This is a genomic window from Bacillus sp. FSL L8-0193 (assembly GCF_037976065.1).
GTDB lineage: Bacteria > Bacillota > Bacilli > Bacillales > Bacillaceae > Bacillus > Bacillus paralicheniformis.
This window is the reverse complement of the sequence record NZ_CP150261.1, coordinates 854435-878760: the sequence shown is the minus strand read 5'-3', so window position 1 is coordinate 878760 and position 24326 is coordinate 854435. Positions and strand designations below refer to the sequence as shown.

19 protein-coding genes are annotated in these 24326 nt (G+C 50.0%); 7 read left to right on the top strand and 12 right to left on the bottom strand.

Features of this window, described 5'->3' with window-relative positions; all coding sequences use genetic code 11:
* Positions 1-175: 175 nt before the first annotated feature.
* From MHH76_RS04315 to MHH76_RS04280, 8 genes are all read right to left on the bottom strand, one after another.
* A complete protein-coding gene (locus MHH76_RS04315) occupies positions 176-5854 on the bottom strand; it encodes an NTTRR-F1 domain (protein WP_339224568.1) in 5679 nt (1892 codons plus the stop codon).
* A 225-nt stretch (positions 5855-6079) separates the two neighbouring features.
* A complete protein-coding gene (locus MHH76_RS04310; RefSeq protein WP_268441487.1) occupies positions 6080-7702 on the bottom strand; it encodes an NTTRR-F1 domain in 1623 nt (540 codons plus the stop codon).
* Positions 7703-7828: 126 nt separating this feature from the next.
* On the bottom strand, positions 7829-8521 hold the full coding sequence (locus MHH76_RS04305) for an N-acetyltransferase (protein ID WP_023855753.1): 693 nt from the start codon (positions 8519-8521) through the stop codon (positions 7829-7831).
* A 105-nt stretch (positions 8522-8626) separates the two neighbouring features.
* A complete protein-coding gene (treR, locus tag MHH76_RS04300) occupies positions 8627-9343 on the bottom strand; it encodes a trehalose operon repressor (protein ID WP_020450546.1) in 717 nt (238 codons plus the stop codon).
* Between the two features lie 21 nt (positions 9344-9364).
* Entirely contained in the window at positions 9365-11053 is a 1689-nt protein-coding gene (gene treC, locus MHH76_RS04295) for an alpha,alpha-phosphotrehalase (RefSeq protein WP_020450545.1), read from the bottom strand.
* Positions 11054-11125: 72 nt separating this feature from the next.
* Positions 11126-12538 (bottom strand): PTS system trehalose-specific EIIBC component, encoded by a 1413-nt coding sequence (gene treP, locus MHH76_RS04290; RefSeq protein ID WP_020450544.1) that lies wholly within the window; start codon positions 12536-12538, stop codon positions 11126-11128.
* 188 nt (positions 12539-12726) lie between these two features.
* Positions 12727-14139, bottom strand: coding sequence for a sodium:alanine symporter family protein (locus MHH76_RS04285; RefSeq protein ID WP_020450543.1), 1413 nt, complete (start codon positions 14137-14139; stop codon positions 12727-12729).
* A 70-nt stretch (positions 14140-14209) separates the two neighbouring features.
* Positions 14210-14587, bottom strand: a complete 378-nt coding sequence (locus MHH76_RS04280) for a DUF1992 domain-containing protein (protein ID WP_020450542.1) — start codon at positions 14585-14587, stop codon at positions 14210-14212.
* Positions 14588-14849: 262 nt separating this feature from the next.
* Here MHH76_RS04280 and MHH76_RS04275 point away from each other — a divergent pair, with 262 nt between their 5' ends.
* The 4 genes from MHH76_RS04275 (at position 14850) to MHH76_RS04260 (ending at position 18190) form a co-directional block, all read left to right on the top strand.
* A complete protein-coding gene (locus MHH76_RS04275) occupies positions 14850-16811 on the top strand; it encodes an LTA synthase family protein (protein WP_035336953.1) in 1962 nt (653 codons plus the stop codon).
* A 125-nt stretch (positions 16812-16936) separates the two neighbouring features.
* Positions 16937-17689 (top strand): type I methionyl aminopeptidase, encoded by a 753-nt coding sequence (gene map, locus MHH76_RS04270; protein WP_035336955.1) that lies wholly within the window; start codon positions 16937-16939, stop codon positions 17687-17689.
* An 83-nt stretch (positions 17690-17772) separates the two neighbouring features.
* Positions 17773-17928: a hypothetical protein gene (locus MHH76_RS04265; protein WP_020450539.1), complete on the top strand. Its 156-nt coding sequence runs from the start codon at positions 17773-17775 to the stop codon at positions 17926-17928.
* Between the two features lie 130 nt (positions 17929-18058).
* Complete coding sequence (locus MHH76_RS04260; protein ID WP_003179731.1) at positions 18059-18190, top strand: DUF2639 domain-containing protein; 132 nt, start codon at positions 18059-18061, stop codon at positions 18188-18190.
* A gap of 40 nt (positions 18191-18230) precedes the next feature.
* On the opposite strand, the gene MHH76_RS04255 is transcribed toward MHH76_RS04260, so the two are convergent.
* Positions 18231-18881, bottom strand: a complete 651-nt coding sequence (locus MHH76_RS04255) for an MOSC domain-containing protein (protein WP_035336959.1) — start codon at positions 18879-18881, stop codon at positions 18231-18233.
* Between the two features lie 111 nt (positions 18882-18992).
* Here MHH76_RS04255 and MHH76_RS04250 point away from each other — a divergent pair, with 111 nt between their 5' ends.
* The 3 genes from MHH76_RS04250 to MHH76_RS04240 all read left to right on the top strand — a co-directional run bounded on the left by MHH76_RS04250 (position 18993) and on the right by MHH76_RS04240 (position 20292).
* Entirely contained in the window at positions 18993-19265 is a 273-nt protein-coding gene (locus tag MHH76_RS04250; protein WP_020450537.1) for an acylphosphatase, read from the top strand.
* Positions 19266-19372: 107 nt separating this feature from the next.
* Complete coding sequence (locus tag MHH76_RS04245; protein WP_020450536.1) at positions 19373-19657, top strand: autorepressor SdpR family transcription factor; 285 nt, start codon at positions 19373-19375, stop codon at positions 19655-19657.
* Positions 19654-20292 (top strand): SdpI family protein, encoded by a 639-nt coding sequence (locus tag MHH76_RS04240; protein ID WP_039073277.1) that lies wholly within the window; start codon positions 19654-19656, stop codon positions 20290-20292. The genes MHH76_RS04245 and MHH76_RS04240 overlap by 4 nt, the downstream gene beginning before the upstream one ends.
* Before the next feature lie 40 nt (positions 20293-20332).
* Here MHH76_RS04240 and MHH76_RS04235 read toward each other — a convergent pair whose 3' ends face one another.
* The 3 genes from MHH76_RS04235 to MHH76_RS04225 all read right to left on the bottom strand — a co-directional run bounded on the left by MHH76_RS04235 (position 20333) and on the right by MHH76_RS04225 (position 24252).
* On the bottom strand, positions 20333-21367 hold the full coding sequence (locus MHH76_RS04235) for a glycosyl hydrolase family 18 protein (RefSeq protein WP_026578893.1): 1035 nt from the start codon (positions 21365-21367) through the stop codon (positions 20333-20335).
* A gap of 15 nt (positions 21368-21382) precedes the next feature.
* Entirely contained in the window at positions 21383-22480 is a 1098-nt protein-coding gene (locus tag MHH76_RS04230) for a nitric oxide synthase oxygenase (RefSeq protein WP_043054176.1), read from the bottom strand.
* A 128-nt stretch (positions 22481-22608) separates the two neighbouring features.
* On the bottom strand, positions 22609-24252 hold the full coding sequence (locus tag MHH76_RS04225; RefSeq protein WP_043054175.1) for a M14 family metallocarboxypeptidase: 1644 nt from the start codon (positions 24250-24252) through the stop codon (positions 22609-22611).
* Between the last annotated feature and the right edge of the window lie 74 nt (positions 24253-24326).

Here is a 24326-nt window from a genome sequence, read left to right as displayed (position 1 = left end):
TAACATATACTATGTCTCCCTGCTAAGCTCGGTCACGTTATTTTCCATATGATTAAAACACATTTATAGCAGCTAAATCCGAGAGAAGCAAAATATATTAATTTTAACAACAACGTCCTTTTACTTAATATGAAACTTCAAAAGGGGAAAGCTCCATTTAGCTTTCCCCCTCCCTTTAAGGGAACCGAATGAGATTTAAATTTCTATTGAATGCTGCAGCAGAAGTAACGTTTGAAGCCATTGTTACCGCTACCCTAACGGAATATTCAACTGTTGCGGTGGCAGGAATTGTATCAACAATTGTGCTGGCTAATGGAAACCTTTGAGTGCCGGCAGCCGCGAGACTTCTATTAAATATTCTTGTTTGAACTAAAGTTCCACCTCTATATAGCCTTATTTCAAAAATTATATTACTGTTTGCAGTATTTACGGCTTCTATCGCCAATGCATAATCCACCTTAATATTTTGCCCACTAGTGACCGATACATTAGGAACCGACACAACAGTTACTTCTGTATTTAAAGGAATCGTTGGTGGATTGTAAACAGTAGTAGACCCAAATAGATTGTTAAAGAATATAGCGGTTTGTGGACTAGCTGGTCCTGTTGGGCCGGTTGGACCAGCTACTACCATTACTCCTACTTCACCCGGCGGACCCGTCGGACCCTGTGGACCTGTTGGGCCGGTTGCTCCTGTTGGACCTGTCGCTCCCGTTGCTCCGGTTGGACCCGTTGCTCCGGTTGCCCCGGTTACTCCTGTTGGACCTGTGGCTCCTGTTGGACCCGTTGGTCCTGTTGCCCCTGTTGGACCCGTTGCTCCTGTCGCCCCGGTTACTCCTGTTGGACCTGTCGCTCCGGTTGGACCCGTTGCTCCTGTCGCCCCTGTTGGACCCGTCGCTCCCGTTGCCCCGGTTACTCCTGTTGGACCTGTCGCTCCGGTTGGACCCGTTGGTCCTGTCGCCCCTGTTGGACCCGTCGCTCCCGTTGCGCCTGTGGCTCCCGTCGCTCCGGTGGCTCCCGTTGCCCCGGTTACTCCTGTTGGACCTGTCGCTCCGGTTGGACCCGTTGCTCCGGTTGCCCCTGTTGGACCCGTCGCTCCCGTTGCCCCGGTTACTCCTGTTGGACCTGTCGCTCCGGTTGGACCCGTTGCTCCTGTCGCCCCTGTTGGACCCGTTGCGCCTGTGGCTCCCGTCGCTCCGGTGGCTCCCGTTGCCCCGGTTACTCCTGTTGGACCGGTTGCTCCTGTTGGGCCGGTTACTCCTGTTGGACCTGTGGCTCCGGTTGGACCCGTTGCTCCTGTCGGGCCGGTTGCTCCCGTTGGGCCTGTCGCTCCGGTTGGACCCGCTGCTCCTGTCGGGCCGGTTGCTCCTGTGGCTCCCGTTGGTCCTGTTGGACCCGCTGCTCCTGTCGGGCCGGTTGCTCCTGTGGCTCCCGTTGGTCCTGTTGGACCCGTTGCTCCGGTTGCCCCGGTTACTCCGGTCGGACCTGTCGCTCCTGTTGGACCCGTTGCTCCGGTTGCCCCGGTTACTCCGGTCGGACCGGTCGGACCTGTCGCTCCTGTTGGACCCGTTGCTCCGGTCGCTCCGGTTGATCCCGTTGCACCTGTGGCTCCCGTTGGACCTGTTGGGCCTGTCGCTCCGGTTGATCCCGTCGGGCCTGTGGCTCCGGTTGCTCCTGTTGGACCTGTCGCTCCGGTCGGGCCGGTGGCTCCGGTCGCTCCCGTCACTCCCGTTGGACCCGTCGGTCCTGTCGCTCCCGTTGGACCTGTCGCTCCCGTCGGTCCGGTCGCTCCGGTTGCACCAGTTGCTCCTGTTGGGCCTGTTGAGCCTGTCGCTCCCGTTGGACCTGTCGCTCCCGTGGCTCCTATTGGACCTGTCGCTCCCGTCGGACCTGTTGATCCAGTTGCACCTGTTGCCCCGGTTGCTCCCGTCGGACCGGTTGCTCCTGTTGGACCCGTCGCTCCGGTGGCTCCCGTTGGGCCTGTTGCCCCTGTTGGACCCGTTGCTCCGGTCGCTCCCGTCGCTCCGGTGGCTCCCGTTGCGCCTGTGGCTCCCGTTGGACCTGTTGGGCCTGTGGCTCCCGTTGGGCCAGTTGCGCCTGTCGCTCCTGTTGGGCCTGTCGCTCCCGTGGCTCCTGTTGGACCTGTCGCTCCCGTGGCTCCTATTGGACCTGTCGCTCCCGTCGGACCTGTTGATCCAGTTGCACCTGTTGCCCCGGTTGCTCCCGTCGGACCGGTTGCTCCTGTTGGACCCGTCGCTCCGGTTGCTCCCGTTGGGCCTGTTGCCCCTGTTGGACCCGTTGCTCCGGTCGGGCCGGTTGTTCCTGTCGGACCCGTTGCTCCTGTGGCTCCCGTCGCTCCTGTTGGACCTGTCGCTCCCGTGGCTCCGGTTACTCCTGTTGGACCCGTTGGACCAGTTACTCCGGTTGCGCCTGTGGCCCCGGTTACTCCTGTTGGACCTGTCGCTCCCGTCGGACCTGTTGATCCAGTTGCGCCTGTGGCCCCGGTTGCTCCCGTCGGACCTGTTGATCCAGTTGGACCCGTTGGTCCTGTCGCCCCTGTTGGACCTGTGGCTCCGGTTGGACCCGTTGGTCCTGTCGCCCCTGTTGGACCCGTCGCTCCCGTTGCGCCGGTTGCTCCTGTCGGGCCTGTCACTCCCGTTGGACCAGTTACTCCGGTTGCGCCTGTCGCTCCCGTTGCGCCTGTGGCTCCCGTTGGACCTGTTGGGCCTGTGGCTCCGGTTGCTCCGGTTGCTCCGGTTGCTCCTGTTGCTCCTGTCGGACCCGTTGGTCCTGTCGCCCCTGTTGGACCCGTTGCGCCTGTCGCTCCCGTCGCTCCGGTTGCTCCCGTTGCGCCTGTGGCTCCCGTTGGACCTGTTGGGCCTGTGGCTCCGGTTGATCCCGTCGGGCCTGTGGCTCCGGTTGCTCCTGTTGCCCCGGTTGCTCCCGTCGGACCGGTTGCTCCTGTTGGACCCGTCGCTCCGGTTGCTCCCGTTGGGCCTGTTGCCCCTGTTGGACCCGTTGCTCCGGTCGGGCCGGTTGTTCCTGTCGGACCCGTTGCTCCTGTGGCTCCCGTCGCTCCTGTTGGACCTGTCGCTCCCGTGGCTCCGGTTACTCCTGTTGGACCCGTTGGACCAGTTACTCCGGTTGCGCCTGTGGCCCCGGTTACTCCTGTTGGACCTGTCGCTCCCGTCGGACCTGTTGATCCAGTTGCGCCTGTGGCCCCGGTTGCTCCCGTCGGACCTGTTGATCCAGTTGGACCCGTTGCTCCTGTTGGGCCGGTTACTCCTGTTGGACCTGTGGCTCCGGTTGGACCCGTTGGTCCTGTCGCCCCTGTTGGACCCGTCGCTCCCGTTGCGCCGGTTGCTCCTGTCGGGCCTGTCACTCCCGTTGGACCAGTTACTCCGGTTGCGCCTGTCGCTCCCGTTGCGCCTGTGGCTCCCGTTGGACCTGTTGGGCCTGTGGCTCCGGTTGATCCCGTCGGGCCTGTGGCTCCGGTTGATCCTGTTGCTCCTGTTGGACCTGTCGCTCCGGTTGCACCGGTTGCTCCTGTTGGACCCGTTGCTCCGGTTGCCCCGGTTACTCCGGTCGGACCCGTTGGTCCTGTCGCCCCTGTTGGACCCGTTGCGCCTGTCGCTCCCGTCGCTCCGGTTGCTCCCGTTGCGCCTGTGGCTCCCGTTGGACCTGTTGGGCCTGTGGCTCCGGTTGATCCCGTCGGGCCTGTGGCTCCGATTGCTCCTGTTGCCCCGGTTGCTCCCGTCGGACCGGTTGCTCCTGTTGGACCCGTCGCTCCGGTTGCTCCCGTTGGGCCTGTTGCCCCTGTTGGACCCGTTGGTCCTGTCGCCCCTGTTGGACCCGTCGCTCCCGTTGCGCCGGTTGCTCCTGTCGGGCCTGTCACTCCCGTTGGACCAGTTACTCCGGTTGCGCCTGTCGCTCCCGTTGCGCCTGTGGCTCCCGTTGGACCTGTTGGGCCTGTGGCTCCGGTTGATCCCGTCGGGCCTGTGGCTCCGGTTGCTCCTGTTGCTCCTGTTGGACCTGTCGCTCCGGTTGCACCGGTTGCTCCTGTTGGACCCGTTGCTCCGGTTGCCCCGGTTACTCCGGTCGGACCTGTCGCTCCTGTCGGACCCGTTGGTCCTGTCGCCCCTGTTGGACCCGTTGCGCCTGTCGCTCCGGTTGCTCCCGTTGCGCCTGTGGCTCCCGTTGGACCTGTTGGGCCTGTGGCTCCGGTTGATCCCGTCGGGCCTGTGGCTCCGGTTGCTCCTGTTGCCCCGGTTGCTCCCGTCGGACCGGTTGCTCCTGTTGGACCCGTCGCTCCGGTTGATCCCGTTGGGCCTGTTGCCCCTGTTGGACCCGTTGCTCCGGTCGGGCCGGTTGATCCCGTTGGGCCTGTCGCTCCTGTTGCTCCTGTCGGACCCGTTGCGCCTGTGGCTCCGGTTACTCCTGTTGGACCCGTTGGACCAGTTACTCCGGTTGCGCCTGTTGCCCCGGTTACTCCTGTTGGACCTGTTGATCCAGTTGCGCCTGTTGCCCCGGTTGCTCCCGTCGGACCTGTTGATCCAGTTGGACCCGTTGCGCCTGTGGCTCCTGTCGGGCCGGTTGATCCCGTTGGGCCTGTCGCTCCTGTGGCTCCTGTCGGACCCGTTGCGCCTGTGGCTCCGGTTGCTCCTGTTGCCCCGGTTACTCCTGTTGGACCTGTGGCTCCGGTTGGACCCGTTGGTCCTGTCGCCCCTGTTGGACCCATCGCTCCCGTTGCGCCGGTTGCTCCTGTCGGGCCTGTCGCTCCTGTCGGACCTGTTACTCCGGTTGGACCTGTTACTCCGGTTGGACCTGTTACTCCGGTTGGACCTGTTACTCCGGTTGGACCGGTTGAACCCGTTGGACCTGTTACTCCGGTTGCTCCTGTTGCCCCGGTTGGGCCTGTCGCTCCTGTTGATCCAGTTGCGCCTGTCGGGCCGGTTGCTCCTGTTGCTCCTGTCGGACCTGTTGGGCCTGTTGCTCCTGTCGGACCTGTTGGGCCTGTTGCTCCTGTCGGACCTGTTACTCCGGTTGGACCGGTTGAACCCGTTGGACCTGTTACTCCGGTTGCTCCTGTTGCCCCGGTTGGGCCTGTCGCTCCTGTTGGACCTGTCGCTCCGGTTGATCCAGTTGCGCCTGTCGGGCCGGTTGCTCCTGTTGCTCCTGTCGGACCTGTTGGGCCTGTTGCTCCTGTCGGACCTGTTGGGCCTGTTGCTCCTGTCGGACCTGTTGGGCCTGTCGCTCCGGTGGCTCCTGTTGGACCAGTTGCTCCCGTTGGGCCTGTCGCTCCGGTTGCTCCCGTCGGTCCTGTCGCTCCGGTGGCTCCTGTTGGACCTGTTGCTCCCGTAGGACCTGTGGCTCCGGTTGGACCCGTCGCTCCTGGTTGATCAATTGTTATCATTGCAACATCATCAATTAATATCGGTGCCCCCCCACTAAGAGGGAGTTTTTGAATAGTTACCACTCCTATAACGGTTCCAGGAGGAGCACTATTCGTTGTAGCATATATTTCATTCCACACATTTACTGCAGATAGACGGTTTACTGGAATTGTTAAGCTTAATCCCTGCGACAAAAAGTCAAAAGAGGAGTTGTAATAATCTACTGTTATTACAATCGCAGGAGAAGGAGCGCTGCTAGCTTTTGAAATAGATATAACAAATTCAAAATTCTCTCCCGGGTTAACCAGAAAGCTCTGAGCTAAGATTCCAATCGATGAAGTTACCAAGTTAACACTATAAATCCCTGAATGGCTGAAATTAGAAGTAACTACGGCATTAAATCCTGTCCAAGGCGGCAGAGAACCGGTTTCAAACCCTCCATTTATTATTCGATTCTCAATGGTCAATCAAGTTTCACCACCCTTTCTCAAAAATTGAGATAATAATATCCCTCAAACAAAATATGAAATATCTATGTATACCGTTTGGATAAAACTCTATTTCTTTGAATTTTTATAACGCCAATCACTATAAATGATAAATTTTATAATTTATCATTAGAATCTTTTAAACAAAAACCCCCTTTAAGCTTTATGAAAACTTAAAGGGGACTCTTCATTTTACAATCAATCAAAGATTACAGCATTTAGCGCTCTTGTATTAACATTGGCTGCCAAAAGGTTAGTCCCTGTTACATTAATTCTAACCTCATAAGTTTGTGTTCCTGCCCCTGGTGTATCAACCCATGTAAGGTTAGGAATATCACCATATACACGAACCGAACCTGCCGATTTTTCATCCTGAGAATCAACAGACACTTGTGCGATAGCGACGTCATTTCTATACAATGTAAAAATTATACTGTATTCAAAAGTAGTAGCTGGCCCTATGATAATATCAACTTCAGCCATAGAATCGAGTTTTATATTCTGTCCAGCTGAAGAGGTAACAGTTGTCGTTAGAATTGGTGTTTCGCTGCCAACTGTGAGTGAAACAGGGTCAGTTGACTGCGCCGGTGTTCCCAACAGACTTCCCGGACCCGTCGGACCTGTCGCTCCTGTTGGACCTGTCGCTCCCGTCGGACCTGTTACTCCTGTTGGACCTGTGGCTCCTGTTGGACCTGTTGGACCCGTTGCGCCTGTTGGACCTGTGGCTCCTGTTGGACCCGTTGCTCCCGTTGCTCCCGTTGCTCCCGTTGGACCTGTGGCTCCTGTCGGACCTGTCACTCCCGTTGGACCTGTGGCTCCTGTTGCTCCGGTGGCTCCTGTCGGACCCGTCGCTCCTGTCGAACCTGTCGCTCCTGTCGAACCTGTCGCTCCCGTCGGACCTGTTGATCCAGTTGCGCCTGTTGCTCCCGTTGGACCCGTCACTCCCGTTGGACCCGTCGCTCCTGTGGCTCCCGTTGGACCTGTTGATCCCGTGGCTCCGGTCGGGCCTGTTGATCCCGTTGCGCCTGTTGATCCCGTCGGACCCGTCACTCCCGTTGGACCCGTCGCTCCCGTCGGTCCTGTCGCTCCCGTTGGACCTGTTGATCCCGTCGGTCCGGTCGCTCCGGTTGCTCCGGTCGGGCCTGTTGATCCCGTCGGGCCTGTTGCGCCTGTCGGGCCTGTTGATCCGGTCGGACCTGTTGATCCGGTCGGACCTGTTGATCCGGTCGCTCCCGTCGGGCCTGTTGATCCCGTTGGGCCTGTCGCTCCGGTTGCCCCGGTTGGGCCTGTTGGTCCTGTTGGGCCGGTGGCTCCCGTCGGACCTGTCGCTCCGGTTGGACCTCCTCCACCCTCAACACTCAATAGAGCAACATCATCCACAAGCACACTTGCAGTTCCCGCCTGCGGAATGTTGTTGATCAAAATGAATGCCTGGGTGGTGCCGGGGGGAGCCGGTGAAGTTGTTTGATAGACTTCAAGCCATGTCCCATTTTCGGCTGCCGGTATTCTGCTTGACGGCACAGTGGCAAACAGCCCGTATCCGAGAAAATTAAATTGACTGTCAAAATAAGTAACTTGTATCGTTACAGAAGGTGCCGGGAGAAATCCCGCTCTCGCAAGAGAAACAAGAAATTCGCTTCCTTCCCCAGCCCTGGCCGGAACAAATTGAGCAATATATGATGTGGCTGTTCCGCCCAAAAATCTCGCAGAGAAAAATCCCGAGTGCGAAAACTGGCTTGAAACAGATGCGTTTACGCCTACCCAAGGCGAGAAAGCACCTGTCTCAAAACCACCGTTCATCACCGCGTTTTGAATGGACATTTTTCCACCCCCAATTCTTTTCATTTTCTGGCTGCAATGATCTTTAAAAGATATTGAAGCTCTATATCCTATGATCTCTCTTTTTTTGCAGACACGTTATATAACACGGCTAAGATTGAAAAACCGTCATTTCAGCAACCGGCCTGGATTGCCCACAGCCGTTTTGCCTGCGGGAACATCTTTTGTTATGACGGCGCCCGCTCCGATGACCGCATGCTCCCCGATGACGACCGCCGGCAGCAATGTTGCGTTGTTTCCGATTTTCGCTCCTCTTTTAATAGTTGGACCTTGATACGGGTAGTTTCCCATTCCCATATATTTATCATTTGATGTGGAACAGCAAGGACCGATAAACACTTCATCTTCGATCGTCATATCAGCGGTGATATAACAGCCCGTTTGAATCGTCACTCTCTTTCCAATTTTAGTATTGTTTTCAACCATCGCGTTGCGTCCTATAATGCTTTCTCTTCCGATCGCAACATTTTCGCGAATGCTCGCCATGTCTCCCACAAAAACGCCTTTTTCCAACAGCACGTCCCGGTATATAACAGCACTCGCACCGACTACGGCATCATCTTCTATCCGCAAAGGCGCTCCCGCCTGCTTCGGCTGGCGTGCCATTTTTTTATTTGAAGAAGCCGCTTTGCCAAGGACGGCCAAATCGCCGATTTTCACCCCGCTGCCGATCTGAGTATCCTTTTTAATAATGGCATGATGACCGATTGTTACGTTGTCCCCGATGACCACATTTTCTTCAATGACAGCCTGCTCTCCCAATACTACGTTCTTTCCGATCTTTACGGTTTCATGAATCATTGATACATCCTCCATTTCTCATTTACACCTGCTGTAGCATATTCAATGCGGACGTGATGAGAAACGGCTGCATAAAAAAACACGGCCGCCGTCAGGCGCACCGTGCTACTTTTCTCTTCTTGCAAAATCGACAAAACGGAATTTATCCAAGCGGTGTCTGCTTTCCGTATATTGAAACAAGGTTGTATCATCAAGGAAAACAAAATTCTTCACAACCACAATGTGTTCGTATCCGTTCAAATCCAAATATTCTTGATCCTCAGCCGTACATGGCTCGACCACAATTTCCTTATGGGCATAGCTGATGACGAGCCCGCATTCACCTTCAAGGTATTGGTAGATCGAGTCCTCGCATATTTCTTTCGTCAAGAGCGGCACATGCTTGCGGATAAAATAGTCTTTATCCAGGATGATGCGCTCTCCGTTAATATTCCGCGATCTGACGACCCGCCATACCTCTTCATCTCCAGAAGTGCGAAGCTGCTTTTGAATATATGCATCCGGATGCGTCAAGCCGAACTCGTGGACCGTCGTGCTTGTCTCTTTGCCAAGCGTTTCTGAAAGTTCCTTAAAGCTGACCAAACCGGAAACCGGGAACTGCATTTTCTCCCTGTGCAGCACGACTGACCCTTTTCCTTTGATCTTTTGAATATATCCGTTCTGGGCAAGCACATTCAGCGCTTTCCGAACCGTTTCCCTCGAGGTGTCGTGCTGTTCGGCAAGGTCGTTTTCAGACGGCAGGATATCTCCGGCATTCAGTATGCTTTGATCGATTTGTTCTGCAATTTGTTTGTAAATCATCATATACTTGTTGATCTTCATTTTTTTACCACCACGCTTAGTTTAGCATGGTTTGGCGAGATGATAAACAATCGATTGATACGGTTTCACTTTAAAGCGTGTAAATGACTCGGGAAGATCGGTGTCATTGGAAATGAGAACCTTGGCATCATAGCCGTCAATATCAATATCATCAGGGAGCTGAAACTCGGTCTCTTTCCCGTAAAAATTATTGATCACCAGCAGTTTTTCATCCGCTCCGTTTCTCAAATACGCATAAAGTGCTTGATCGTCTTCCAGAATCAGCTGATAATCTCCGGTTGTGATGATATCGAATTCCTTGCGGAGCTTATTCAGCTTTTTATAATGGTAGAAAATCGAGTCAGGATCGCTGAGCGCTTTTTCTGCGTTGATTTCTTTGTAGTTGGCAGGCACCGAAATCCACGGTGTCCCCGTCGTAAACCCGGCATTTTTTTCTCCGTTCCACTGCACCGGCGTCCTTGAATTATCACGGGACTTCGCTTTCAGGATTTCGATGATTTCGGCTTCCGGCTTTCCTGCTTCTTTCAGCAGACGGTACATATTGAGAGATTCGACATCCCGATAAAGAGAGATGTCATCGAATTTCGGGTTGGTCATCCCGAGCTCTTCTCCCTGGTAAATGTATGGCGTTCCCTGAAGCATATGAATTGCGGTTGCCAGCATTTTCGCAGATTTTATGCGGTATTTTCCGTCGTCTCCGTAGCGTGAGACGATCCGCGGCTGGTCGTGGTTGCACCAGAACAATGCGTTCCACCCGCCTCCTTTATGCATTTCAGTCTGCCATTCAGAAAGAATCTTCTTCAGCTTTAGAAAATCAAAATCCGCCAGCGCCCATTTTTCCCCGTTTGGATAGTCGGCCTTTAAATGGTGAAAGTTAAACACCATATCGAGCTCCCGGCTTTCAGGGTTTGTATACCGGATGCAATCTGCGATTGTCGTCGATGACATTTCCCCGACCGTCATGCTGTCGTATTTTGAAAAGACCTCCCTGTTCATTTCATTCAAAAACTCGTGAACCCTCGGCCCGTCCGTATAAAATCTGCGCCCGTCCCCCTCGTCATCATCAGGGAAACGCTGGTCTTTTGAGATGACATTGATGACATCAAGTCTGAAGCCGTCGATTCCTTTTTCAAACCAGAAATGCATCATCTCGTACACTTTTTTTCTGACTTCATCGTTCTCCCAATTCAAATCCGCCTGTGTCACATCATAGAGATGGAGATAATACTGTCCGGTCTCTTCATGAAACTCCCACGCCGAACCGCCGAACTTCGATTCCCAGTTTGTCGGCGGGGCACCGTCCGGCTTCATGTCCTTCCAAATATAAAAGTCGCGATACGGATTTTCTTTTCCGGACGCTGCTTCTTTAAACCATTTGTGCTCTGTTGATGTATGGTTGACGACAAGATCCATGATCACCTTTATGCCGCGTTTGTGAGCCTCTTCTAGAAGCTCTTCAAAGTCGGCCATTGTTCCATATTCTTCATGAATGTTGTAATAGTCGCTGATGTCATAGCCGTTGTCATTTTGCGGCGATTGATAAATCGGCGTCAGCCAAATGACATCACAGGCGAGCTCCTTGATGTAGTCGAGCTTTTCGATGATGCCGCGAATGTCGCCGACACCGTTACCTGTTGTATCTTTAAAGCTTTTCGGATAAATCTGATAGACGACTGCTTTTTTCCACCATGGATTTTCTTTCGTTTCCATTTTCAACACCACCGTTTTCTTCTTTATGAAATGGGAAAAGGGCTGACAAATATGCGCGCCCCTCTCCCTCTCTTATTTCATTTTTAATTTTGCATAGAGGTATGTTCCGGCGAACGGCGCGATCAGCACAATCGCCATCCCGATTGCAAACGCTCCCCAGTATTGGCTCATGATAGAGAAAATTCCGGGTACACCGCCGACGCCGACAGAGCTTGCCAAAACCCCTTGCGAGGAAATGAACATTCCGGCAATCCCCGAGCTGATCATCGCGATCACGAACGGAAATCTGTATCTGAGATTCACCCCGAACAGCGCCGGTTCGGTAATTCCAAGATAAGCTGAAATGCCGGATGTCAAGGACAGACCTTTCTGCTTCTCATCTTTGACAATAAACATCATCGCAAGCGCGGCTGAACCTTGTGCGATATTGGACAGCGCCAGCATCGGCCATAAAAATGTTCCGCCGAGCTTTGATCCGATCAGTTGAAGGTCAACGGCAAGGAATGTATGATGCATTCCGGTAATGACGAGAGCGGCGTAAAGTCCGCCGTATAACAGTCCGCCCAGTACGGCAAATTGTTCAAAGACAGCAATAAGGCCTGATGTTAAGACATTTCCGATGGCAAATGTAACCGGTCCAATGACAATAAATGAAGCAAAACCTGTGACAAGCAGCGTAATCGGCGCCACAACAAGGAGCTGAATGCTCTCAGGCGTCCGCTTTGTCAAAAAGCGCTCAATTTTTGCAAGCAAATAAGATGCGAGCAAAATGGGAAGCACCTGCCCCTGATAGCCGACCTTCTGCACTTCCAGACCGAATAAATTCCAGACAGGAATCTCTCCGCTTTGCTCGGCAGCCCCGTATCCCCAAGCGTTTAACAAATCAGGATGCACAAGCATGACGCCCAGCACGATGCCGAGCAGCGGATTTCCGCCAAACCGCTTGACGGCCGACCAGCCGATTAATGCCGGGAGAAATGCGAAAGCCGTTCCCGCAATCAAGTTAATCATATTGGCGAGATCCGCCCATTCAGGATAGACTTCAACGATCGATTTTCCGCTGAAGAAAATGTCTTGAGCCGTCAGGATATTGTTGATTCCCATCAACAGTCCGGCGGTGACAATCGCCGGCAATATTGGAATAAAAATATCTGCAAGCGTTTTCACAGCACGCTGTAAAGGATTCATATTTTTCTCTGAGGCTTTCTTGACGTCATCTTTTGACGATTCGCCGATTCCTGTGGCCTTCACCAGCTCCGCGTATACATTGTTGACCGTTCCTTGGCCGATCACCACTTGGAATTGGCCGTTCGTTGAAAACGATCCTTTGACAACATCTATTTGCTCCAACACCTCTTGATTGACTTTGCTTTCATCGAGCAGTGCAAATCGCAGACGCGTCACACAATGGGTTACCGCTGCAATGTTGTCCGCACCGCCGACAGCATCGACAATCCGTCGCGCTGATTGATTTAAATCAGTCATTCCAATCCCTCCTTCTCCTCTTATAACTTGTATATACATGTTATACCTATATTGTATTCTTGTATATACAAGTAGTCAACATATTTTTATAGCGCTTTCAAAAATAAAAAAAGCCCGGCCGTTCCCTTCATAAAACGAAGGACAGCAAGGCTTCCTCCGATTTATACGCCGGGAACAACCGGCTGAGATCATAAATTGTTCACTTTTTCATCACGTTCATCAGCGCAGTCCTGCTGACCGATGTCTTTCAAATAATACTTTTCTGATGTAAAAAACTCATCATATAAAGACCTTACTTTTTTGCTCAAGAGCAGCACCGCCAAAATATTCGGAATAAGAATGAAAACGAGCGCAAGATCAAGGAATCCCCATATTGCCTTTGCTCCTCCGGCAGCTCCGATGATGACGGCGCCCAGATAGACGAATTTAATCATATGCCCCGCGAGCCGTCCGAACAGAAATTCAGCTTGTTTTACTCCGTAAAAAATGACCACTGTGATCGTTGATAAGACAAAGAAAACGAGCGAGACGGAGACGAAGTATCCGCCCACAGGGCCGAAATAGCTGCGGAATGCGGCTGCCGCCAGTGCCCCTGGATTGCTCGCAGCATTTTCAGCGGTCCAAACGCCTGATGCGAGCACAACGAAGGCTGTGGTCGTGCATATCAGCAGCGTATCGACCACAATGCCGATCACCGCCCAGAATCCCTGTCTCACAGGGTGGTCGGTCATCGCCGCCGCATGCGCAATCGGCGCCGTCCCCATCCCGGCTTCGTTGGAATAAAGTCCACGTGCAAATCCCCAGCGAACGGTTTCAGCAACCGCCGCACCTGCAAAGCCGCCGAATGCCGAAGAGGATGTAAACGCATTCGAAAAGATGAGAGAGAAAAATGCGGGTACAGAAGAAAGGTTCATGACGACAATCAGGAAACCGGCCCCAATGTACGCCCCTGCCATAAGCGGAACCGCAAGCTCTGTCACTTTTCCAATCCGTTTAATCCCTCCGATCACCACTAAACCGATCAAAAAAGCAATCCCGATTCCGGTGTATAAACGATTGAATGAAAACGACTCAGCTAATGATGCGGAAACCGAATTTCCCTGCACCATGATGCTCGGAACGAGCTCGATCATCAGCGCGACCGAAAAAAAGACGCCGAGCCATTTCATAGAGAGTCCTTTTGTAATGTAATACATCGGCCCCCCGACATATTCGCCTTCTTCGTTTTTTTCTCTGTAGTGGACGGCGAGGACGCTTTCCGAAAACTTGATCGCCATGGCAAACAGAGCGACCAGCCACATCCAAAACACGGCTCCCGGACCGCCGAACATGATCGCCGCAGGCACACCGACGATATTGGCGGCGCCGACTGTTGAGCTGAGAGCCGATGTCAAAGCTTGCAACGGTGTAACTGTCCCTTCTCCTTTCGGCTTTTTGCCGACGCTTCCGATCGTCTGCTTAAAAATATAGAGAGGATAGCGAAATTGAAAAAATTTCAGCAGGATCGTTAAATAGACTCCCGTCCCTGTCAGCAGTATGATGAGCGGCGGCCCCCAAAGCCAATCTGATATGTATTCAACCCAGTTCAACAATCGTTCCATCCTATCACCCTTTTATTCGTTTATGGGTCAATACCACTATAGGACAGAAATAAACCTGCTCAGCGCTTTTTTATTTCCCGCTGAGCCTTCGGTACACTTTTTCTTTATAAAACGCTGAGGCTGGTTTGGAAAACATGCCTTTTTTGTCGGCGAGCCTGTCGAGCCTGAGCCGCGTTTCTGTTTTTCTCTCAATTAAACGATCGCGCTCGTCTTCATCCGCGCACTTTGCGATTAAGTCGTCAATTGTCATCAGCTCTTTCTTCAAAGCCCCTTCGTCCCCCGTCATTCCGGCGTTTTTCATCACCCGGTAAGCCATGCGGAGATGCTCTGGAACATGGGCGGCATCGTCTTTTTTCAAGGGTTTCCCCATTCCCGGAAGCCCTTCGAATTCGCCGTCCTTAATGGCCCGCTTAATCTTATCTTCAGAAACGATGCTCGAAAAATCCATGGTCTACATCCTCCCCTTTTGTTCATATACTAACAACAGTCTGCCATAAAGATGCGTTCCCGCCAATGCAAGACAAGCGTAAAATATTCCCAAATGTTTTTCAGAAAACTGTAAAACCCTGATTTACCAGGGGTTTTGCGCTTCTTTTCACAAGGTTGATTTCCGCTTTTCTAAATCGGTATTTCATGGTATATTTTATACATTCGTTTTTTTCTTTCGTTCCGATGGTTTTTTACTGATCCGGAAAAAAGGAGTGTAACAATTGAAAAGATTTATTAAGGAAAGAGGTCTTGCCTTCTTCCTGATAGCCGCCATATTGCTATGGCTGAAAACTTATGCTGCGTATGTAATTGAATTTAATTTAGGAATAACCAACACAGTACAACAGATTTTGCTTTTTGTGAATCCGATTAGCTCAAGCTTGTTCTTTCTTGGATTAGGACTCTTGTTCAAGAAAAAAATACAGCAGACAGCGATTATAGTGATTCATTTTTTAATGTCTTTTTTGCTATATGCAAACGTCGTATACTACAGATTTTTCAGCGACTTTATCACGCTGCCTACGATCATGCAGGCAAAAACAAACGGGGGGCAGCTCGGGGACAGCATCTTCTCGCTCATGCACCCGCTTGATGTTTTGTATTTCATCGATACCTTTATTTTAATCGGGCTGGCTGTTTTCTATAACAGACCTTCTGAAACAACAACGAAGCGCCCGTTTAAAATTGTGATGGGAACAAGCGTCCTTGTCTTCCTCGTCAACCTGGCCGTTGCCGAGATTGATCGTCCGGAGCTTCTGACCCGTTCTTTTGACCGCAACTACCTTGTGAAATATTTGGGAACCTACAACTTCACAATCTATGATGCGGTGCAGAATATCAAGTCAAACAGCCAGCGCGCACTGGCAAGCTCCAGCGACGTGACGGAAGTAGAGAACTATATTAAAGCCAATCATGATAAGCCGAATGCCGAATACTTCGGAAAAGCGAAAGGCATGAACGTGGTTTACATTTCACTGGAATCACTTCAGACGTTCGCGATCGACTATAAGATCGACGGCAAGGAAGTCACGCCGTTCTTAAATTCACTGGCGCATGACAATGAAACGTTTTATTTTGATAACTTTTTCCACCAAACAGGACAAGGTAAAACGTCTGACGCGGAATTTATGATGGACAACTCGCTGTATCCTTTATCACAAGGGTCAGTGTTCATTAATAAAGCGCAAAACACGCTGCAGTCGACTCCGGCCATTTTGAAGTCTCAAGGCTATACATCAGCGGCATTCCACGGCAACTACAAAACGTTCTGGAACCGCAATGAAATGTATAAAGCCATCGGTTATGACAAATTCTTTGACGCTACGTATTACGATATGAGCGAAGATAAAACGAAAAACTACGGATTGAAAGATAAACCGTTCTTTGAAGAATCAATGCCGCTGTTGAAAAGCCTGAAACAGCCGTTCTATACGAAGTTTATCACCCTTTCGAACCATTTTCCGTTCGAGATGGATGAAGGCGATACAGACTTCCCTGCCGGCGATACCGGCGACAGCGTCGTTGACCATTATTTCCAGTCGGCCAACTACATGGATCAGGCCATTGAACAATTTTTCAACGATCTGAAAAAATCCGGACTGTATGATAATACGATTGTCGTCATGTACGGAGACCACTACGGTATTTCGGAAAATCACAACAAAGCGATGGCCAAAGTATTGGGCAAAGACATCACACCATATGAAAATGCCCAATTGCAAAGGGTTCCGCTGTTCATCCACGCGCCTGGGGTCAAGGGAATCAAATCCAATAAATACGGCGGCGAAGTCGATGTAGCCCCTACCCTGCTTCATTTGATGGGCGTGAATACGAAAGATTACCTGATGAGCGGTTCAGACCTTCTGTCACCGGAACACCGTGAAGTTATTCCGTTCCGCAACGGCGATTTCGTTTCTCCGGAATATACGAAAACGAACGGTAACTACTACGACACGAAAACAGGAGAGCTTCTGAACGAAAAAGACATCGATCCGAACATCGATGAGTCCGTGAAAAAAGAACTCGAAATGTCGGATAAAATCGTCGACGGAGATTTGCTGCGCTTTTATAAACCGAAAGGCTTTAAAGCGATCAACCCGAGCGACTACGACTACACCAACCACAATCCGAAAACATCAGAATCTGATGCGGCGCAAACTACGAAATCAGATTCCGGACAATAAACAGACAGCACCCGCTTATTTATAAGCGGGTGCTTTTTTTTGTCTTGAAGCCGCTCTGTTCCTTTTTCGCAAGCAGATATGGTAAGCTTGAAATGGAATATAAAAAAAGAAAGCGGGAATGAATTGTGATTGTAACAAATGACCAAGAGCTGGAAGGGCTCAAGAAAATAGGCAGAATCGTCGCTTTAGCCAGGGAGGAAATGAAGGCAAAAGCAGCACCCGGCATGAGCACAAAAGAGCTGGACCTCATCGGTAAAGAAGTGCTTGAGGCTCATGGCGCCGCACCGGCTCCGGAAAAAGAATACGATTTCCCAGGAACGACGTGCATCAGTGTGAACGATGAAGTCGCCCACGGCATCCCAAGCGAATCCACGATTTTAAAAGAAGGGGATTTGATCAACATCGACATCTCCGCTGAATTTGGCGGCTACTATTCTGATACTGGCATTTCATTTGTACTCGGAAAAGGCGATGAAACGCTGCACAAGCTTTGCCAAAGCGCGGAAAGCGCATTTCAAAAGGGACTTTTGCAGGCGCGCGCCGGCAAGAAACAAAACCAAATCGGCAGAGCCGTATACAATGAAGCAAAAGCAAACGGATTTACCGTCATTAAAAACCTGACGGGACACGGGATTGGAAAGAACCTCCATGAAGCGCCCAACCATATCTTAAATTACTATGACCCGTTTGATAATGCGCTCTTTAAAAACGGAACCGTCATCGCCCTTGAGCCGTTTGTTTCCACAAAAGCCGAGCATACCATCGAAGCCGGAGACGGCTGGACATTCAAAACGCCTGACGGCAGCTTTGTGGCACAGATCGAGCATACGATCGTCATTACGAAAAACGAACCGATCATTTTAACACAGCTTGACTGATTACGTGAAAAAGCCCGGCTCATAGAAGTCCGGGCTTTTATGCTAAAATAAAAGACAAACTGTGCCGAAAGGAGCTTTACCGCATGCTGTTTGCCATCATCGGGCTGATCTTTTTCATCGAGAGCATCCTGTTAATCGTATATGCTCATAAAAAAAAGAACGGCTTCTTAAAATATATCGGAATCGTCCTCAGCATCTCAATCATTGTGATGATCGTCACCAGTTTGACACACGGCTGAAGCCTTCCTCAAACTTCCAAACTACGACGAAAGACTCAGTTTTTAAAAATTGCCGCCTATCCCTTTTCAGTGTTTTTCTATAGATGTTAGAATGCCAATTGCATCGAATTATAGAAGGGAGTTTTCTGCCATGCATTACGGAAGCAAAGGCTGGTATGTAGAAGAACTGAAAAAGCTGGGAATGACAAAGTATGAAGGAAGAAAGCTTCAAAGCTATAAAAAACACTTTTTGGCCAACCTGCTTGAAAGCGTCAAAAAATAAACATGTTAAAGCCGTGCTCCTTTTCGGACACGGCTTGTTTTTATGCGCTCAGCTCCTTTAAAAATGAGCTTCTCCAGCTTTCCGACAGCGCTTCAACCTCAAGGATCTTCCGAATGGCGGGGTGATTGCCCCTGTCATGGTACATCAAATGGTTGGCGTACGAAACTGTGGCTTCATGCGCATCTCTTGAAACGAGCTGCAGCCCGGAATCGGGCGCAACGATTCCTTCTTCGAGAACCCTGAAATAAAATCCGCTGAACCCGGTGTCCCTCACCTGTAACACCATATCTTTTTGATTCAGCCGTTTGGCAAGCTTGAAACAAGGCTGGCGCGGCTGGCTGACTTGAACAAGAGCCTCCCCCAGCTTGAAGATATCACCGATGCACACATCTTTTTCGGTGAGCCCTTTAACCGTCACGTTTTCTCCAAATGCCGCCTCCGGCAGCTTCCGCTTCAAGACGCTTTCCCAATACATGTAGTGGTCCGCCGGATAGACGCAAACCGCTTTATCCACTCCTCCGTGGTGAATCAGATCCGCCTGCCCGTCCCCTTCAAAATTCGTACGGCTCAAATATACGGGTCCGCCGACAGGCTCCTTCACGATTGCCGTTTCCACCTGTTTTCCGTCGAATTCGTATGTGTGCGGACGGCCTACATGAATAGATAAAATTTCATACTCCTGATGCTCCAAAACCTCACGCCCTTCCTTTATTTTCATATTTTAACGATTTATCCGAAACATGTCTATCCCATGATCTCAAAATGAGAAATGTGGTAGCATAAAAGAAAAGGAGTGTTCTCGATGCTTCAATACAGAATCATTGTAGACGGACGCGTTCAGGGCGTGGGATTTCGCTATTTTGTTCAAATGGAAGCAGATAAGCACAAATTGACCGGCTGGGTCCGGAACCGCGACAACGGCACAGTTGAAATCCGCGCCGAAGGACCCGAGGAAAGCCTGAAGCCATTTTTAAAAGCGATTCAAAAAGGAAGTCCCTTCTCAAAAGTAACGGACGTGAATGTCGAAGAAACAAAAGAGATTGACGGATTCCACAAGTTTAATATCAGCTATTGAAAAATCCGCCGGAGATGGCGGATTTTTCAAACGAATCTTGACTAAATTCCTCTTTTATTTTAGTATTTAGTTAAATAGCTAAATACTTAATTCCAAGGATGCTGAATATGAACCAAACCTTTAAGGCTCTAGCTGACCCGACGAGAAGAAAAATTTTAAATCTGCTGAAGGATCGGGATATGACCGCCGGTGAAATATCTGACCAGTTTCAAATGTCTAAACCAAGTATATCTCAGCATTTAAAAATTTTAAAACAGGCTGAATTAATTCAAGATGAAAAAAAAGGCCAATACATCATTTACTCGCTGAACACCACAATATTTCAAGAAATCATCGGCTGGGCTTTCAGTTTTACTGAGCAAGCCGGCAAAGATAAAGGGGATGCCAAATGAGAAAACACATCTTTTCACTCGCTATAATCGCCATAAATCTAATCATGTGGGCCATCGCTTATCCGCACATTTCCGATCAAGTTCCAATTCATTGGTCATTTTCGGGAGAAGTCGACAGTTATGCTTCAAAAATGGAAGCAATGCTTATCATGACCGGGCTGCTCGTTTTTGTGTATGTGTTGATGTTCTTAACGCCAAAAATCGATCCGCGCAGAAAAAACTATCAGCTTTTTTCAAAGACTTATTACCTTCTCATCAATGCCATGCTGATTCTATTTTCCCTGATCAACGTGCTTGTAATCATGACAGGGCTCGGGTATGATCTGCCCGCTGGCAGCATTGTACCGGTTCTAGTAGGCGCTCTACTCATTGTCATAGGCAATTACCTCCCGAGAGTCCGCTCAAACTTTTTTTTCGGGATCAAAAACCCTTGGACATTGAGCAGCGATTCAATCTGGAAAAAAACCCACAGATTTGCGGCGAAAGTATTTACTTTAGCAGGACTGCTGATCATTGCGGACGGATTGTTATCTATCAGCCCAGAAATCATGCTTCCGGTTATTTTGGCAACGGTTTTCGCGCCCTATATTTATTCTTATGTCCTGTACCGAAAAGAAATCAATATGAAAAGCTGACATGAGAATAAATGAAAAAGAAGGCTCCGAATTGGAGCCTTTATTTTATTCCCTTCCGCACCGCCTGCCAAAAAGAGGCCGATTCATGTCCCATCGAGTAGACGGAAACTCCTGCGATTTTATATCGCATGGCCAGGCGGCTTTTCGCCGCAATCGTTTTTTCATCTTCATACCAAACGACATGGCGGTGTTTGTGTTGATCTGTATAAGAAAATCTCATCGACCCCGATCTTTTATCATATACAGGCTTAGCCTTCACTTTTTTCTTAAGCGCCTTCACGTCGTTCCACTGCTTCAATTTGCTGTTCTTTCGGGATGTTAAATCCCAATCATTCCCGTATGAGGGGATGCCCATAATGACTTTTTCGGCTTTGATCGTTTTCACCGCATATGCTAATGAGCTTTTGACCCAGTTCATTCCGGCAACAGAGCCCGGCTCGCTCCAGATCCCGTGTTCATCGTAGGTCATGACTTGAACATAGTCAGCTGATTTTCCGATTTCCGCATAATCATACGGCCAGCTCCATCCATCTTTTCGGTCATCTGCACTCTTCGCCGGTACCGAAACCATCGTTTTGATCTTGTGTTTTTTCAAAGCGGCTGCGACATGACGGATGAAGCTTGAGTATTTAGCTCTCTCGTTCGGCTTTACAGCTTCAAAATCAATATTAATTCCGGTAAACGACTGCTTCTTCGCAAGCGTAATAAGCTGTTCTGTAAAGTGCTGCCGCGCCGTTTTGCCGGACATGACCGTTGATGCCAGATTCCCGTCAAAATCGTGAATGGATTCGTTGTAGTTTGAAATGACCGCCCACGTCTTGAGGCGTTTCTTCTTTGCAAACGATAATTGTTTTTTCGGAGTGTCTCCGATGATATCTCCTTTTTGATTAAACGCGTACGTGTCGAGAGCTGCGGCATTGATATAGTGATGGTATGCCGTCAGCGATTGATAGGAAGCTGCTTCCCCTGTTGTATAGCCGAGTACGATTTTGGCCGCTTTTGCTTCTGTTTCTGTATATGTAAGCATCGTTAAACATACAGCGAATACGCTGCATAGCAAGTAGATTTTTCTCATTGTCTATTCGTCCTCTCAATCGTTCGAATAAGGCTTTTCCTGATAAAAGTAATTCGGTTTAAGCGTTTTATTTTCATAATAGCTGTGAAAGATATGGGTCGCTGCCGGAGATAACGGCGGAATCAGCCATGTCCAGCTTGCTGAAAGCTCCCTTCCCGCTTCAGCTTCCTGCTCCTCGAACCGCTTGAATTGGCTTGCCGCGGTATGGTGGTCAACAATGCTGACGCCGGCATTTTTATAAGAGTGAAGCACCGCCGTATTTAATTCAACAAGCGCCTTGTCTTTCCACAGCGAAGTATTCCGTTCCGTATCAAGTCCCATAATTTCTGCCACTTTTTCGAGTACATTATAGCGGTCTGTATCCGCGAGGTTGCGCGCTCCGATTTCCGTTCCCATATACCAGCCGTTAAACGGGGCGGCATTATAATGAATTCCTCCGACCTCCAGCTTCATATCGGCTATAATCGGCACACCGTACCACTTCAGCCCCAGACTTTTAAAGCCTTCAATCTCCGGATGTTCAATCCGGACCTCTTTGACGATTTCACGAGGCAGCTCATACCACACAGGGGGATGGCCATCTATTTGAAAAACAAGCGGCAAAACGTCAAAAGGCGTACCTTCGCCTTTCCAGCCGAGCACTTCACACGCTTTTGTCAGTTCCAATGATGCCGGATCGCCGATGACACCTTGCTCCGTTTCATACCCCGCATACCTGATCAGCTGATGGTTCCAAATGGACACTTTTTTTTGCCCGCTTTGTTCCGGGGGAAAAATCGTAATGAACGGTCTGATTTTCCCTCCGTTTGTCGCAAGCTCTATATGGTGAAAAAGCGCATCCCGCACCTCTGCCTCGGTTTGAACGCCTCTTTGATCGATGACAGTAAGAGAGTGCCAAAACAGCCGGCCGATGCAGCGGCTGCTGTTTCTCCACGCCATTTTCGCGCCATGTTCGATTTCTTCTAATGTATGTGTATAGCTTCCGGTTTCTCTGATTTCTTCGTCTATTTTATGTAAGCGCATCCTTGTTTCTTCTTCGGACTTCGACAGTTCCCCGTAGCAGAGCTCGATGAAGGTCTTGGCTTCCCTCCATAATTCTTCATATGATTCCAACCGGATTCTCTCCTTCCAGATTTCAGACTGATATTTATTGTATAGGTTTCAATCTCAGTTTAAAACCATTATGTATGAAAAGACAAAAAACCGCTAAAAAGCATCCGTCAAAGACGGATGCCTGATGATTATTCCTTAATGTTAAGCGTTTTGGTGTTCAGCATGAAGCGGTAAACCGGCAGCTGTTTGCCTGTTTGAGAAGGGATGTAACCCGTGCTTACATAACTGTCAACCGATTCCGGCTCAAGCGCAATCGACAGCAGATTGCTTTGCGGCTGTGCTGTAAAATAGATTTTTGTTCCTTTTGGAAACTCTTTTTTCTGTTTTTTAAGCTTCGTTTCCACCTTGATCACAGGCCGGCCCTCAGATTCTCCCGATGTTTCTTTCGATAAAACCTCATACGCTTCAGCGGTGAGCTTTTGTTTGAAAGGAAGTGTCACGCTTTTTAATCCCTGATCCTTCAGCTTCTGCTCAATATCTTGATGGCCCGGAAGGACAAGGTAAGCGGTCGGACGTGTTCTTGACAGCACAGGGACGGCTTCCGAAGCGCTGTAATATTGGACAGGAACGTCAACTGCTTGTCCTGAAGCGATATCAGCGACTTTCAGCGTTTCTTTATACGGCCCTGCAAACTCACTGTTGATGATCACTTGGTCTTTATCGCTCACTTTTGCACCATTTTTTATCAGCTTTAATTTTTCTTTGGCGACAAGGCGCTTGATCTCGGCTGCATGCTTCACTGTCGTGTCGATGATCGTCTCATGAGTAGCAACCTGAGCCGCGACTCTTCTTGCAAAATTTTCGCGTCCGATGTCTATCCCCCTGCTTTCCACTAGGAAGGAAAGAGCAGGCTGGAGGCCGAATGCATTACGTCCGATTCTCGCTTCAGTACCTCCTTCATAGAATTCGATTTTTCCGTCCTTGCTTTTTCCTGTCGTAAAATATGCATCATTAGAAAAACCTTTTTCATCAAGTTTAGCTCTGACGCCGTTCACATAAAGGCTGTCAGACGCATACCTGATCGATTCTGGAATGTTTAAGTTTTTTCCTGATAAAATTAAAATATCATGGTATTTTAATGACCCTTTTTCGCCTACGCTTTGAAATTCGTTTTGGCCGACACCGTATTCATGGGCATCAATAACGACTTCAGGCGAATATTGATTGAACTCCTGGTGAATGGCGCGGACTTCCGGAGATTCAAGCTTAACATGATCCCTGTTTCCGTCGATTCCGCTCGCCAGCCGTCTGTTAAACTGATACGAGCCGTCAGGATTGACCCGCGGAACGACGATGACATTGATCTTGTCCAACACTTTGTCGCCGTACGGCCCGGCCAGTTTTTCAGCCATCGCCAGGACCGATTCTCCCGCTGCCGGCTCATTTCCGTGTATCTGTCCTTGCAGCCAGACGGTCGGTTTTTTTGATATGGAACGTATTTGCTTATCCTTTGTGAAATAAAGCACGGGAATATTTCTTTTTTCAATTGAAAAACCGATATTCCCGATTTTGACATTCGGGCTTTTCTTTGTCAGACTGGTTATAAACTTCATCATTTCTTCTTGTGTCGTAAAGGCTTCCCCTTCTTTCACAAAAGCAGGGGTCGAGAAAGTTTCTTCCGGCTCCGGATATAATGATGACACTTGCTCTGGCTGAGTATAGTTCTTTCCATAGTAAGGGGTTTCCGCAGCGTGAACCGCATCAGACACCATCAGTCCTGCAAACATTGCCGCAGCTGCCAGCAAAGCTTGGACCCTTTTTTGAATGTTCATCTTTTCTCAGCTCCTTTCAGGCATACCTGCATTATAAATGAAATATCAGCTTGTTTTGTCTAAAATTTCAGAAA